This window comes from Pedobacter westerhofensis (genome assembly GCF_900182595.1).
GTDB lineage: Bacteria > Bacteroidota > Bacteroidia > Sphingobacteriales > Sphingobacteriaceae > Pedobacter > Pedobacter westerhofensis.
In genome coordinates this window covers 543,107-557,058 of record NZ_FXTN01000003.1, presented here as the reverse complement: position 1 = coordinate 557,058, position 13,952 = coordinate 543,107, and the positions used below count along the sequence as shown (strand labels likewise).

The window sequence follows — 13,952 nt, the reverse complement described above, 5'->3', positions numbered from 1 at the left end:
GAACATGAATCACAATCAACCAGTATATACAGACAACGATCCCCAGAGTGAACTGGTAACCCTAAACTTAGGCCCAACTCACCCGGCTACCCATGGTGTTTTTCAAAATGTACTTCAGTTAGACGGAGAGCGCATTGTAAGCGGAGTATCTACAATCGGGTATATCCACCGCGCTTTTGAGAAAATCGCAGAACACAGGCCATTTTACCAGATCACCCCGCTGACAGACAGGTTAAACTACTGTTCATCGCCGATCAATAACATGGGCTGGCACATGACGGTAGAAAAACTGTTAAATATAAAAATGCCTAAACGTGTTGATTATCTCAGGATCATCATCATGGAACTGGCGCGTATCTCAGATCACATTATCTGTAATACGATCATCGCACAGGATACCGGTGCAACAACTACCTTCCTTTATCTTTTCCAGTTCAGGGAACATATCTATGAGATCTATGAAGAAGTATGTGGTGCACGTTTAACTACTAACATTGGCCGTATCGGTGGATTTGAAAGAGATTTCAATGATATCGCATTTGCTAAAATCAATAAGTTCCTGAAAGAATTTCCTGTCGCGCTCAGGGAATTTGAAAGCCTGCTTAACCGTAACCGTATTTTCATCGACCGTACTGCAGGTGTTGCCTGCGTTACGCCGGAAGATGCATTAAGCTATAGCTGGAGCGGGCCATTATTGCGTGCTACAGGCGTTGATTATGATGTTCGTGTAAATGAGCCTTACTGTTCCTATGAAGACTTCGATTTTGAAGTTCCTGTAGGTACCAGCGGTGATATTTACGACCGTTATCTGGTGCGTAATGAAGAAATGTGGCAGAGCGTAAGCCTGATTGAACAGGCAATGGAGAAACTGAAACATGAACCTGCCGGAGTTTTCCATGCTGATGTTCCTGATTTTTATCTTCCTGCCAAAGAAGAAGTATATAACAATATGGAAGCACTGATCTACCATTTCAAAATTGTAATGGGAGAGATTGATGCACCAAAAGCTGAGGTATATCATGCTGTTGAAGGCGGAAACGGTGAACTTGGATTTTATCTGATCAATGATGGCGGAAGAACACCTTACCGTTTGCATTTCAGAAGGCCTAGTTTTATCAATTACTCAATGTATGCAAAAATGAGTGAGGGAATGCTGTTATCTGATGCCATTATCAACATGAGTAGTATGAATATTATTGCCGGAGAATTAGATGCTTAAAGTAGAAGAACAACAACCTGTAGAGTTTTCGCCAGCTTTGATCACAAAGTTTGATGAGATCTCGAGTAGATATCCTGAAGGCAAACAGAAGTCGGCCTTATTGCCTATGCTACATGAAGTACAGGCAGAACTGGGCTGGTTAAGTGCCGCTGCCATGGATAAAGTAGCAGATTACCTTAAAATAGAGCCGATCGAGGTGTATGAAGTTGCGTCGTTTTATAGCATGTACTTCCTTAAGCCTCAGGGTAAATATACACTTGAGGTGTGCCGTACCGGACCCTGCTGCCTGGTTGGCGCAGAAAAGGTGATGGACCATATTGAGCAGACACTGGGCGTAAAAGAAGGCGAAGTTACTGCAGATGGCTTGTTCAGCTGGAGAGGGGTAGAATGTCTTGCAGCCTGTGGTTTTGGCCCGGTATTGCAGATTGGCCCTGAATACACATTTTATGAAAACCTTGACGAGCAAAAGGTTGATACATTGATAGCAGAATTACGCAAAAAATAATGGCACGTAAACTCTTATTAGAACATATAAACGTACCAGGCATCAATACTCTTGATGTTTACCGCCAGAAAGGCGGCTATCGTGCTGTAGAAAAGGCTTTAAAAACTTTAACTCCTGATGAAGTGGTTGAAGAGGTTAAAAAGTCTGGCTTACGCGGCCGCGGTGGGGCAGGATTTCCTACGGGAATGAAATGGAGCTTCCTGGCAAAACCTGAGGGTGTTGCACGCTACCTGGTATGCAATGCAGATGAGTCTGAGCCGGGCACCTTTAAAGACCGTTACCTGATGACATATATTCCTCATGCTTTAATTGAAGGAATGATTGTGGCAAGTTACGCCCTGGGTGCTAAAACGTCTTATATCTATGTACGCGGAGAAATGATGCCGCAGATCAGGATCCTCGAAAGAGCGATCGCTGAGGCAAAAGCCGCAGGTTTCCTGGGTAAAAATATTCTGGGCACTGGTTACGACCTGGAGTTATACGTTCAGCCGGGTGGCGGGGCTTATATCTGTGGTGAAGAAACTGCGCTTTTAGAGTCGCTCGAAGGAAAAAGAGGCAATCCAAGGATCAAACCTCCTTTTCCTGCTATTGCGGGATTATATGGCTGTCCAACGGTAGTAAACAATGTTGAATCTATTGCGGCCGTTGTGCCTATTATCAACGACGGTGGCGATGAATATACAAAAATCGGTATCGGGCGCAGTACAGGTACCAAGCTGATCTCAGCTTCGGGGAACCTGGTTAAGCCGGGAGTATACGAAATTGAACTGGGACTGCCTGTAGAAGAGTTTATCTACTCTGATGAATACTGTGGCGGGATTGCCAATGGCAAAAGATTAAAGGCTACTGTAGCTGGAGGATCTTCTGTACCGGTATTGCCTGCTAACCTGACGCTGAAACTGGCAAACGGTGAGCCAAGGCTGATGAGTTACGAATCACTTTCTGAAGGCGGATTTGCTACCGGGACCATGATGGGTTCAGGCGGTTTTATTGCTTTTGACGAAGACCAGTGTATCGTAAGGAATACCTGGAACTTCTCCCGTTTTTACCATCATGAAAGTTGCGGACAATGTTCGCCATGCCGTGAAGGAACCGGATGGATGGAGAAAGTATTGCACAGAATTGAACACGGTCACGGAAAAATGAGCGATATCGACCTGCTGGTTGATGTTTCCAGAAAGATCGAAGGAAATACCATTTGTCCTTTAGGAGATGCTGCTGCATGGCCTGTTGCCAGTGCAATCAGACATTTCAGGGACGAATTTGAATGGCATGTAAGAGAGCCCCTGAAAAGTCAGGAGACCAATTACGGTATCGCTAAATATGCGGAGCCGATTGCCAAAGCAGAAGTGACTACAGATAACTAACGAGAATATCTTTAACAATGAGTGAAAAAGTTAAGGTAACCATAGACGGGATAACTGTTGAAGTTGAACCCGGAACAACGATCCTGAATGCTGCAAGGCAGATTGGGGGGGATATTGTGCCTCCTGCAATGTGCTACTATTCTAAACTGGAAGGCAGTGGCGGGAAATGCCGTACCTGTATTGTAAAGGTTAGCAAGGGTTCTGAAAAAGACCCCAGACCGATGCCTAAGCTGGTAGCGTCATGCCGTACCACGGTAATGGACGGAATGGAAGTGCAGAACATTACTTCTCCTGAAGTGATGGAAGCGCGTGCAGGGGTTGTAGAGATCCTGCTGATCAACCATCCGCTGGACTGCCCGGTATGTGACCAGGCAGGTGAGTGCGACTTACAAAACCTGGGCTATGAGCATGGATTACAGAAAACAAGATATGAATTTGAGCGCCGTACTTTCGAAAGAATAGATATCGGTGATAAAATCCAGCTGCACATGAACCGCTGTATTTTATGCTACCGTTGTGTGTTTACAGCTGATCAGATTACCAATAAACGTGTTCACGGTATCCTCAACAGGGGAGACCATTCTGAGATTTCTACCTATATCCAGACAGCAGTTGACAATGATTTCTCCGGAAATGTAATTGATGTTTGTCCGGTAGGTGCATTAACCGACAAAACTTTCAGGTTCAAAAACAGGGTTTGGTTTACCAAGCCTGTGGATGCACACAGAGATTGCCCTACCTGCAGCGGTAAAGTTACGCTCTGGTATAAAGGCGCTGATGTTTTAAGGGTTACAGCACGCAAGGATATTTACGGAGAGGTAGAAGAGTTTATCTGTAATACCTGCCGTTTCGAGAAAAAGAAAACTGACGACTGGGTACTTGAACACCCTACACATATCAGCGATGCTTCTGTGATTTCTTCAAATCACTACGAAACCATGATACCATTGCCTGTTATTCAGGAAAACCTGCGTTTACAGGAAGCTAACAAAGTTGAATTGGAAAAAACCGCTAAATTCTAATGGATATCACATTTGTAATAGAAAAATTTATACTTGTAGCTATCATTTTTGGTATAAGTTTAGTGATCGCGATGTACTCTACATATGCGGAAAGAAAAGTTGCTGCATTTTTACAGGACCGGCTTGGACCAGACCGTGCAGGCCCGGCAGGAATGTTCCAGCCACTGGCGGACGGACTGAAAATGTTCATGAAAGAAGAGATTATCCCTACACATGCCAATAAATGGCTGTTCATGGTGGGTCCCGGACTAGCCATGTTAACCGCTTGTATCGGTACTGCCGTTATCCCATGGGGAAGCGCTATCACTTTAGGCAGCAAGGTGATCCCGCTGCAGGTTACAGATATTAACGTCGGCGTATTATACATCTTTGGCGTAGTATCCTTAAGTGTTTACGGCGTAATGATCGGAGGCTGGGCTTCCAACAATAAATATTCCCTGTTAAGTGCTATCCGCGCTGCTTCGCAGAACATCAGTTATGAGGTAGCAATGGGACTGGCAATCATTGCCTTGTTACTGGTAACAAATACGCTTAGCCTTAAAGAAATTGTAGAGCAGCAGCATGGCTGGCGCTGGAATGTGCTGTATCAGCCGCTGGGCTTTATCCTGTTCATCGTTTGTGCTTTTGCAGAAACCAATCGTGCACCATTCGATTTACCGGAATGTGAAACCGAGCTGATCGGTGGTTACCACACAGAATATTCATCGATGAAATTAGGTTTTTACCTTTTTGCAGAATATATCAACATATTTGTGTCTTCGGCAGTAATGTCTACTTTATACTTCGGTGGATATAACTACCCGGGTATGGACTGGGTTGCATCTGTAGCTGGCCCGGTACTGGCGCCGCTGATCGGAACTGCCGTGCTGTTTATTAAAATCTTTGCCTTCATCTTTTTCTTTATGTGGGTAAGGTGGACGATCCCGCGTTTCCGCTATGATCAGCTGATGCACCTGGGATGGAAAGTGCTGATGCCACTGGCAATAGCAAACGTAATCATCACGGGTATCGTGATTGCAATAGTCGAAAAGTTTTAACTATCCGCACTGCGGAATATAAAAGGAGGTTTAATGGAACCATTAACCAATAAAAAGAAAGTATTAATACAGAAGCCACTGACTTTTGCTGAAAGGATCTATCTGCCGGCATTGACAAAAGGCTTATCTATTACCATCAGTCACTTCTTCAAAAAGGAAGCTACCATCCGGTATCCGGAGGTTCAGCGCGAGATGTCTATCAACTGGAGAGGAATGCATTCTCTGAAAAGGGATGAAGACGGAAAAGAACGATGCACAGCATGCGGGCTTTGTGCTTTATCATGCCCGGCAGAGGCTATCACTATGATTGCTGCTGAGCGTAAACCCGAAGAGAAAGATCTGTACAGGGAAGAGAAATATGCATCCGTATATGAGATCAACATGCTTCGCTGCATTTTCTGCGGATTGTGCGAAGAAGCCTGCCCTAAAGAAGCAATCTATCTGGATGGCCCTATTGTACCGTCGGATTACCTGCGCAAAGATTTTATCTATGGTAAAGATAAACTGGTAGAACAGCCTTTAGTAAAGAAATAACAGCAACTGAGGCGGTATGCCTCATATATCAATTTTATACATTTGCCGCTTTCGGCCCTAAAACAAAAATAATAAATGGGTACATCAGTATTCTATCTGGTCGCTTTCTTAAGTATCTTCTTTTCACTGATGGTGATCTTCGCGAAGAACCCTGTGCACAGCGTACTTTATCTGATCGTAACTTTTTTTACGTTCACCGTCCATTACATCCTGCTCAATGCGCAATTTCTGGCTGTGGTAAACTTCATCGTTTATATGGGTGCAATCATGGTATTGTTCCTGTTTGTGCTGATGCTCCTCAACCTCAATAAGGATAATGAGCCGCTAAAATCAGGTTTGGTTAAAGTGGTAGGAATCGTAGCAGGCTGCTGCCTGGTGGTTACGCTGATCGGGTCACTAAAAGCTACAGCAGCATCTGATCCGCTGGTACTGCAGAATGTAAATCTGGGATTGGTTAAAAACCTGGGTAAAGAATTGTTTGGCCCTTTTATGCTGCCTTTTGAATTGTCTTCAATTCTTTTGCTGACAGCAATGGTAGGTGCCGTATTGTTAACTAAAAAAGAAAAAGTATAGTGGGAAACATTACTCAGGATTTACAGGGCGTACCGCTTAACCATTACATCTGGTTAAGTGCCATTATTTTTACCATTGGCGTTATAGGCGTGCTTACCCGCAGAAATGCTATCGTGATCTTTATGTCGGTAGAGTTGATGCTCAATGCGGTCAACTTGTTACTTACCGCTTTTTCGGTACACAGCAATGATCCTTCAGGACAGGTATTCGTATTCTTCATCATGGCGCTTGCCGCGGCAGAAGTTGCAGTAGGGCTGAGTATTATTGTGATGGTGTACAGAAATACACAGTCTACAGATATTAATGTATTGAATCGCCTTAAGTGGTAATTATTAAGAATAAATTATAAAATGATAAATTTAGTTTGGCTGGTTCCGTTAATTCCTTTGTTGGGCTTTGTGATCAACGGTCTGGGAAGAAATACATTTTCTAAAAATCTGATTGGTTTTATTGGAAGTGGCGTTATACTCATCTCCTTTGTTATAAGTATCGGTATCTTTTTAGCGTTGGGCAGTGATGCGGTAAAGTCGCATGAGATATTCCTGTTTGACTGGATCAGTGCCGGTTCGTTGAAGATCCCGCTTTCTTTCCTGGTTGATCCACTGAGCGCAATCATGCTGCTGATCATTACAGGCATCGGCTTCCTCATCCATATTTATTCTATCGGGTACATGCATGACGACGAGGGTTTCGGCAAATTTTTCAGTTACCTGAACCTCTTTATCTTCTTTATGCTGCTGCTGGTTCTTGGATCTAACTATATCGTGATGTTCATTGGATGGGAGGGCGTAGGGTTATGTTCTTACCTGCTCATTGGCTTCTGGTTTACCAATTCAAGTTATGCCGCCGCCGCCAAAAAAGCATTTGTAATGAACCGTATCGGGGACTTAGGTTTCCTGATCGCCGTATTCCTTATTTTTACCACTTTCGGCAGTGTAGAGTTTGCAAAGGTATTTCCACTGGCAGGCAACATGCTTCCGGGAAATTCAACGGTTGCACTGATCACTTTATTGCTATTTGTTGGTGCCTGTGGTAAATCTGCACAAATTCCTTTGTTCACGTGGTTGCCTGATGCAATGGCCGGGCCTACGCCTGTCTCTGCACTGATCCATGCTGCTACGATGGTAACGGCAGGTATCTATATGATTGCACGTTCAAATGTGCTATTTGACCTTGCACCAGTTGTACAGCATGTCATAGCGATTATTGGTTTGGCCACCGCAGTACTAGGCGCGGTGATCGCAATGACACAAACAGATATTAAAAAAGTACTGGCTTACTCAACTGTTTCACAGCTTGGATATATGTTCCTTGGCTTAGGAGTAGGAGCATACAATGGTTCTTTCTTCCATGTGATTACCCATGCGTTCTTCAAAGCTTTATTATTCCTGTGCGCAGGATCTGTAATCCATGCAATGCACCACGAACAAGATATGAGACATATGGGCGGGCTGCGCAAAAAACTGCCTGTTACCTTTATTACCATGCTGATCGGTACGATCGCAATTTCAGGATTGCCTCCTTTCTCAGGTTTCTTCTCCAAAGATGAAATCCTGGCGCATGTATATGAGCATAACAAAGTAATGTGGGCTATCGCTGTATTTACCGCATTCCTTACAGCTTTCTATATGTTCAGAATGATCTTCCTTACTTTCTTTGGTTCTTACAGGGGCACACATCATGCAGAAGAGAAAATCCATGAATCTCCGTCAAGCATGACTTTCCCGCTGATCGTTCTGGCTGTTCTGTCTGCAGTAGGCGGAATCATAGGAATACCTGAAGCGCTGGGCGGCCATCACTGGTTATCAGGCTGGCTGTCGCCTGTCATCCCTCATCATGCAGGAGCAGAAGATTTCGCTACAGAATACATGCTGATGGCTGTATCTGTGATCGGTGTCATCATCGCTATCATTATTGCTTACTTCAAATATGTGAAACAAAACCACGTTCCTGTTGCAGATGAAAGTAAACGTTCAGTGCTGGCAGAAGTGTCCTATCATAAATTTTATATCGATGAGATCTATGACATTGTGATCAGAAGACCTCTGGATGCGATATCCGGTGTTTTCTACAGGGTGTTCGACAAGAAAATCGTAGACGGCATTGTGAACGGACTGGGATGGAGCACCTCTGAAGCAAGTAAAGGCGTAAGGCTGCTGCAATCCGGTAATGTTGGTTTCTATATTTTTATGATGGTGGCTGGAATCATCTCATTGTTATTGTATACTTATTTATCTCTATAAAGGATCGTCCAAGAAAACATAATGGAACAAGTTTTACTACTTCTTATATTTTTACCATTAGTTGCTGCGCTGATTACAGCATTTACCGGCAATGCCGCTAAACATGTGGCCATGGTCTTTGCTTTAGCCTCACTGGCCATTACGGCAGCTATTGCCTGTCAGTTTACACCAGATGCAAGTAAGCAGTTTGTGGTCAATCTTCCCTGGATACAGAGCCTCGGGATAAACTTTCATGCAGGTATTGATGGGATCAGCTTAATCACAGTGTTGTTAACAAACGTATTGGTCCCGATCATTATACTGGCAAGCTATCAGAGTGATTACAAAAAACCAGCATCATTTTTTGCGCTGATCTTATTTATGCAGGCAGGCCTGCTGGTGGTGTTTACCGCAATGGATGCGTTTCTGTTTTATATTGGATGGGAAGCAGCATTGATCCCGATATACTTTATCTGCGCCATCTGGGGCGGAAAAGACAGAGTAAGGGTAAACATGAAATTCTTTGTGTACACGATCGGTGGATCCCTTTTTATGTTGCTGGGAATTATTTACCTGTACCTGCAGAATCCTGCGCACAACTTTGACATACAGGCATTTTATCAGCTGAGTCTGGATCCTGCACAGCAGGGCTGGATATTCTGGTCGTTCTTTATCGCCTTTGCGATCAAAATGCCGGTTTTCCCTTTTCATACCTGGCAGCCCGATACCTATACAGAAGCTCCTGCGGGAGGTACCATGCTCTTGTCTGGTATTATGCTTAAAATGGGTATTTATGGAGTAATCAGATGGTTATTGCCAATCGTTCCCGCCGGTGTTCAGGACTGGGGCACTACAGCAATTGTGCTGTCTGTCATCGGGATTGTTTACGCTTCATTAATTGCCTTTACTCAAAAAAATGCCAAGAGGCTGGTTGCCTATTCATCTATTGCACACGTTGGATTAATTTCTGCGGGCATATTCGCACTGAATACTCAGGGAATGCAGGGCGCAATGATCCAGATGCTCAGCCATGGTATCAATGTGGTAGGTTTATTCTTTGTACTTGATATTATCTCATCAAGGCTAAAGACCAATACGATCAGTGAACTCGGCGGTATCGCTAAAGTAGCACCTAAACTTGCCATTGCATTTTTAATCATTGTACTTGGTACAGTGGCATTGCCAGGAACAAATGGCTTTATCGGGGAGTTCCTGTTGCTGATGGGTGTTTATCAATTCAATATCTGGGCAGTTGTTTTTGCCGGACTCACGATCATTTTCGGCGCAGTGTACATGCTAAGAATGTATCAGCATGTGATGCTGGGCAAAACCAATGAGCTTACCATTGGATTTGAAGACATCAGGGGAACTGAAACTTTGGTTTTAGTGATCATTTGTGCGCTCATCATTGTGCTTGGAGTTTATCCAAAACCAATTCTGCATTTATCAGAGGCTTCGGTACAACAATTATTAGAACAGGTAAATCAAAAATTAACATCGGTAAAATAAGGAAATGAATATCATTATAACAATTGTTGTTACAGCTCTGGCGGTGCTTTATGCGGGTTTGTTTAAAGCTACCAAAGCTTTGCTGCCGCTTACTTTAGTGGGACTGCTTGTTGCGCTTGGCTTCTGTGTTACTGCATGGGATACCAACACCATTTATTATGGAATGATGCAGATGAATAATTTTGCCATCGCCTTTTCATCGCTGCTGATCTTAGGTACCGCATTTATTTTTCTGCTTACAGAAAACTACTTTGCCAAAGACAGTGAAAATGTAGCTGAATACTATACACTGATCTTATTTGCACTCTCTGGTGGAGTGATGATGGTTTCCTATACCAATTTGTCGATGCTGTTTATAGGCCTGGAAATCATGTCTGTTTCTTCATACATCCTTGCCGGTATCCGTAAAAATAATTTTGCCTCCAATGAGGCCTCACTGAAATATTTTCTGATGGGTGCTTTCTCTACCGGCTTTCTGTTATTTGGTATTACTTTAATTTATGGCGCAACAGGTTCTTTCAGCCTGGGCGCAATCAACTCATACCTTGTGGGCAACTACAAGATGGTATCTCCTTTATTCTATCCCGGGGTAATCCTGATGATGATTGGTATGTGTTTTAAAGTGGGTGCGGCACCATTTCATTTCTGGACTCCGGACGTGTATGAAGGCTCGCCTTCACTTATAACCACGTTCATGTCTACCGTAGTGAAAACCGCTGCCTTTGCTGCCTTCATACGTATTTTTGCAGGAACATTTGCTCCGCTGCATGATTTCTGGATGCCGCCGCTGATGGTAATCGTATGCTTAACACTGTTCATTGGTAACGTGACAGCATTGTTCCAGAAGAACTTCAAAAGAATGCTTGCCTATTCAAGTATCTCACACGTGGGTTACCTGTTATTCTCCCTCATTACGCTTACCTCAACATCAAATAACAATGTGCTCCTTTATACTGCTGCCTATACGTTTGCCAGTATTACTGCCTTTGCCGTTTTGATCCTGGTTAAACAAAAAACCGGTGGTGATGATTTTGAGAGTTTCAACGGCTTGGGCAAACGGAATCCGCTGGCTGCCCTGGCACTTACAGTGGCTATGTTATCCCTGGCGGGTATCCCGCTTACGGGTGGTTTCATGGGAAAATACCTGATGTTCCTCAATGTAATGAACCAGTACCAGATCTATCTGGTGGCATTTGCGATTTTAAATGCTCTTGTTGGCTTCTATTACTATTTGAGAGTAGTGGTGGCCATGTACTTTAAAGAAGGCGCCGACGTACTGCTGGAAACTCCTGTTCAATACAAGGTTGTTCTTATTTTATCTGTTATTATCACTGTGATCCTGGGAGTTTATCCTTCAGTAATTTTAAATTTGATTTAAGCATTCCCAGTAAAATTATTTGTAGTTTTACGAATACTTGAACTATGCACGATTTCTGGACTTCCTTACATCAGTATATTGATCCTGAAAAATTACTCAAAGAAGGTGGTTTTTACGTGGTGTTGTTCGTTATTTTTGCCGAGACAGGATTATTCTTTGGCTTCTTTCTGCCTGGTGATTACCTGTTGTTCCTGGCTGGAATGTTTGTCGCTACCGGAAAACTTGATGTCAACATTTATCTGCTGATCCTGGGATTAATTGTATCTGCAGTCTGCGGCAACTTTACGGGTTATTGGTTTGGCAAAAAAACAGGTCCCGTTTTATATCATAGAAAAGATACTTTTTTTTTTAAAAAGCGCTATCTTAAAGCCGCAGAAGTATACTATAACAAACAAGGTGCATTTGCCCTGATCATGGGCAGGTTTGTACCGATCGTCAGGACCTTTGCCCCAATCTTTGCAGGTGTGGTAAAACTGGATTTCAAAAAGTTTGCATTATATAATATCTGCGGTGCATTTTTATGGATAACATCTTTAACTTTGCTGGGTTATTTTCTTGGCAAGAAATTTGAAAAGGAAATTAATGACTACCTCCTGTATATTATAATAGGTTTTATCACGATCACTTCTCTACCTCTGGCAATTGCCTTTTTTAGAAAAAGGGCGGAACAAAATACAAACGAAGATATTTCTAACACTGAATAATAAATGAATATAGACTTAAATCACCCCTGGCATAATGTTTCTCCAGGTGCTAATTTACCGGAATCGGTAAACGCTATTATCGAAATCCCTAAAGGATCAAAAGCAAAGTACGAAATTGACAAAGACTCTAACCTGATTAAGTTAGACCGTGTTCTTTTCTCTTCTGTAATGTACCCGGCCAACTATGGTTTCATTCCGCAAACGTATTGCGATGACAATGATCCCCTGGATATCCTTGTCCTGTGCTCTGTTGACGTTTATCCCCTTACCCTGCTCGAAGCAAAGGTGATTGGTGTAATGCATATGGTAGACAACGGCGAGCAGGATGATAAAATCATTGCTGTGGCTAAAAATGACATGTCAGTAAACTATATCAATGATATCGCTGAACTGCCTCCTCACCAGATGAAAGAGATCGTAAGGTTCTTCCAGGACTACAAAGCTTTAGAGATGAAAAACGTAACTATCGAAAAACTGATGGGCGTTACTTATGCTTATAAAGTAATTCAGGAAAGTATCGAACTTTATAACAGTACATTTAGAAACAACTCTTAATGGGCTTTCAGATATTCTTAACCTTTTTCTTAGTCGTCTTAAACGGCTTTTTCGTTGCAGCTGAGTTTGCAATCGTTAAAGTCAGAGCGTCGCAAATAGAAATTAAAGCTAAATCTGGTAATAGAGTAGCTAATATTGCTAAATATATTACACAACATCTTGATGGTTACCTGGCTGCAACGCAGCTGGGTATTACATTAGCATCACTGGGACTAGGCTGGGTTGGAGAATCAGTAATGGAGCATCTGTTACGTAATCTGCTAACTTCATTTACCCAGGACCCGGCATTCATCGAATCCTTCTCCAAAACAGCATCACCGATTATTGCATTTAGTTTTATTACGATTATGCACATCGTTTTCGGAGAACTGGCACCAAAATCAATCGCTATACAGCGCCCTGTGGCCACCACGTTATTTATATCACTGCCCTTACAGATCTTTTATATTGTATTCAGGCCATTTATCTGGCTGCTGAACAGCCTTGCCAATATTATACTTAAGATATTTGGGATTTCCACAGCAGGCGGGCACGATTCTGTACACAGTACCGAAGAACTGTATTACCTGCTTGATCAGGGAAAAGAAAGCGGTGCTCTGGATACAAATGAGCATGAGCTGATCCGCAACGTGTTCGACTTTAATGAACGTGTTGTAAAGAATATTATGGTTCCCCGTACCAAGATCTCGGGTATTGAGCTGGCAACACCAAAAGAAGAAGTAATTCAGCTGATCATTGCTGAAGGATATTCCAGGATGCCGGTTTATGATGATATTATTGATAAGATCATCGGTATCATTCACGCCAAGGATGTTTTGCCCCTGCTGGCGGTAAACAAGGACTGGTCGCTGAAAGATATCATCAGAAAGCCTTATTTCGTTCCGGAAACGAAAAAGATCAATGATCTGTTAAGTGAACTTCAGCAGAAAAGAATCCAGATTGCTATCGTGATCGATGAATTTGGAGGTACCGCCGGAATGGTGACCCTGGAGGATATCGTTGAAGAGATCGTTGGAGAGATCCAGGATGAATATGATGAGGAAAAACCTACCGTTGAAAAAATATCCGATACTGAGTTTGTGATCAATGCCTATGCAACGGTATATGATGTGAATGAACATCTGCCGCATGACCTGCCGGAAGACCTGGATTTTGATACAGTAGGTGGTCTGGTTTCCCATGCCTTTGGCAAGATCCCCGATGTGGGCGACAGCGAAGAGTGTTATGGATACCTGTTTACCATCCTGAAGAAAACGGAGCAGAACATAGAAACCATTAAGCTGGAACTGGTGATCCAGAAAGATGATATGGTAGACAACCACTAATT

14 protein-coding genes are annotated in these 13,952 nt (G+C 43.0%); all 14 read left to right on the top strand.

Annotation, left to right across the window (positions count from 1 at the left end):
• The first annotated feature begins 4 nt into the window (after window positions 1–4).
• The gene (locus FN831_RS07755) at window positions 5–1,219 is read left to right on the top strand and encodes an NADH-quinone oxidoreductase subunit D (RefSeq protein WP_142527628.1); all 1,215 of its coding nucleotides are present in this window, start codon (window positions 5–7) and stop codon (window positions 1,217–1,219) included.
• Window positions 1,212–1,724: an NADH-quinone oxidoreductase subunit NuoE family protein gene (locus FN831_RS07750; protein ID WP_142527627.1), complete on the top strand. Its 513-nt coding sequence runs from the start codon at window positions 1,212–1,214 to the stop codon at window positions 1,722–1,724. Before FN831_RS07755 ends, FN831_RS07750 begins: the two co-directional genes overlap by 8 nt.
• Complete coding sequence (nuoF, locus tag FN831_RS07745) at window positions 1,724–3,091, top strand: NADH-quinone oxidoreductase subunit NuoF (RefSeq protein WP_142527626.1); 1,368 nt, start codon at window positions 1,724–1,726, stop codon at window positions 3,089–3,091. The genes FN831_RS07750 and nuoF overlap by 1 nt, the downstream gene beginning before the upstream one ends.
• Before the next feature lie 17 nt (window positions 3,092–3,108).
• On the top strand, window positions 3,109–4,113 hold the full coding sequence (locus FN831_RS07740) for a 2Fe-2S iron-sulfur cluster-binding protein (RefSeq protein ID WP_142527625.1): 1,005 nt from the start codon (window positions 3,109–3,111) through the stop codon (window positions 4,111–4,113).
• On the top strand, window positions 4,113–5,150 hold the full coding sequence (gene nuoH / locus FN831_RS07735) for an NADH-quinone oxidoreductase subunit NuoH (protein ID WP_142527624.1): 1,038 nt from the start codon (window positions 4,113–4,115) through the stop codon (window positions 5,148–5,150). The genes FN831_RS07740 and nuoH overlap by 1 nt, the downstream gene beginning before the upstream one ends.
• Before the next feature lie 33 nt (window positions 5,151–5,183).
• Window positions 5,184–5,684, top strand: coding sequence for a NuoI/complex I 23 kDa subunit family protein (locus FN831_RS07730; protein ID WP_142527623.1), 501 nt, complete (start codon window positions 5,184–5,186; stop codon window positions 5,682–5,684).
• Window positions 5,685–5,759: 75 nt separating this feature from the next.
• Window positions 5,760–6,257, top strand: coding sequence for an NADH-quinone oxidoreductase subunit J family protein (locus tag FN831_RS07725; RefSeq protein WP_142527622.1), 498 nt, complete (start codon window positions 5,760–5,762; stop codon window positions 6,255–6,257).
• On the top strand, window positions 6,257–6,586 hold the full coding sequence (gene nuoK / locus FN831_RS07720) for an NADH-quinone oxidoreductase subunit NuoK (protein ID WP_090558106.1): 330 nt from the start codon (window positions 6,257–6,259) through the stop codon (window positions 6,584–6,586). Before FN831_RS07725 ends, nuoK begins: the two co-directional genes overlap by 1 nt.
• A 21-nt stretch (window positions 6,587–6,607) precedes the next feature.
• Window positions 6,608–8,500: an NADH-quinone oxidoreductase subunit L gene (nuoL, locus tag FN831_RS07715; protein WP_142527621.1), complete on the top strand. Its 1,893-nt coding sequence runs from the start codon at window positions 6,608–6,610 to the stop codon at window positions 8,498–8,500.
• A 21-nt stretch (window positions 8,501–8,521) separates the two neighbouring features.
• Entirely contained in the window at window positions 8,522–9,988 is a 1,467-nt protein-coding gene (locus tag FN831_RS07710) for a complex I subunit 4 family protein (RefSeq protein WP_142527620.1), read from the top strand.
• Between the two features lie 4 nt (window positions 9,989–9,992).
• The gene (locus FN831_RS07705) at window positions 9,993–11,366 is read left to right on the top strand and encodes an NADH-quinone oxidoreductase subunit N (RefSeq protein ID WP_142527619.1); all 1,374 of its coding nucleotides are present in this window, start codon (window positions 9,993–9,995) and stop codon (window positions 11,364–11,366) included.
• A gap of 44 nt (window positions 11,367–11,410) precedes the next feature.
• The gene (locus tag FN831_RS07700) at window positions 11,411–12,070 is read left to right on the top strand and encodes a DedA family protein (RefSeq protein WP_142527618.1); all 660 of its coding nucleotides are present in this window, start codon (window positions 11,411–11,413) and stop codon (window positions 12,068–12,070) included.
• Window positions 12,071–12,073: 3 nt separating this feature from the next.
• Window positions 12,074–12,625: an inorganic diphosphatase gene (locus tag FN831_RS07695; RefSeq protein ID WP_142527617.1), complete on the top strand. Its 552-nt coding sequence runs from the start codon at window positions 12,074–12,076 to the stop codon at window positions 12,623–12,625.
• A complete protein-coding gene (locus tag FN831_RS07690) occupies window positions 12,625–13,950 on the top strand; it encodes a hemolysin family protein (protein WP_142527616.1) in 1,326 nt (441 codons plus the stop codon). The genes FN831_RS07695 and FN831_RS07690 overlap by 1 nt, the downstream gene beginning before the upstream one ends.
• The last annotated feature ends 2 nt before the right edge of the window (window positions 13,951–13,952 follow it).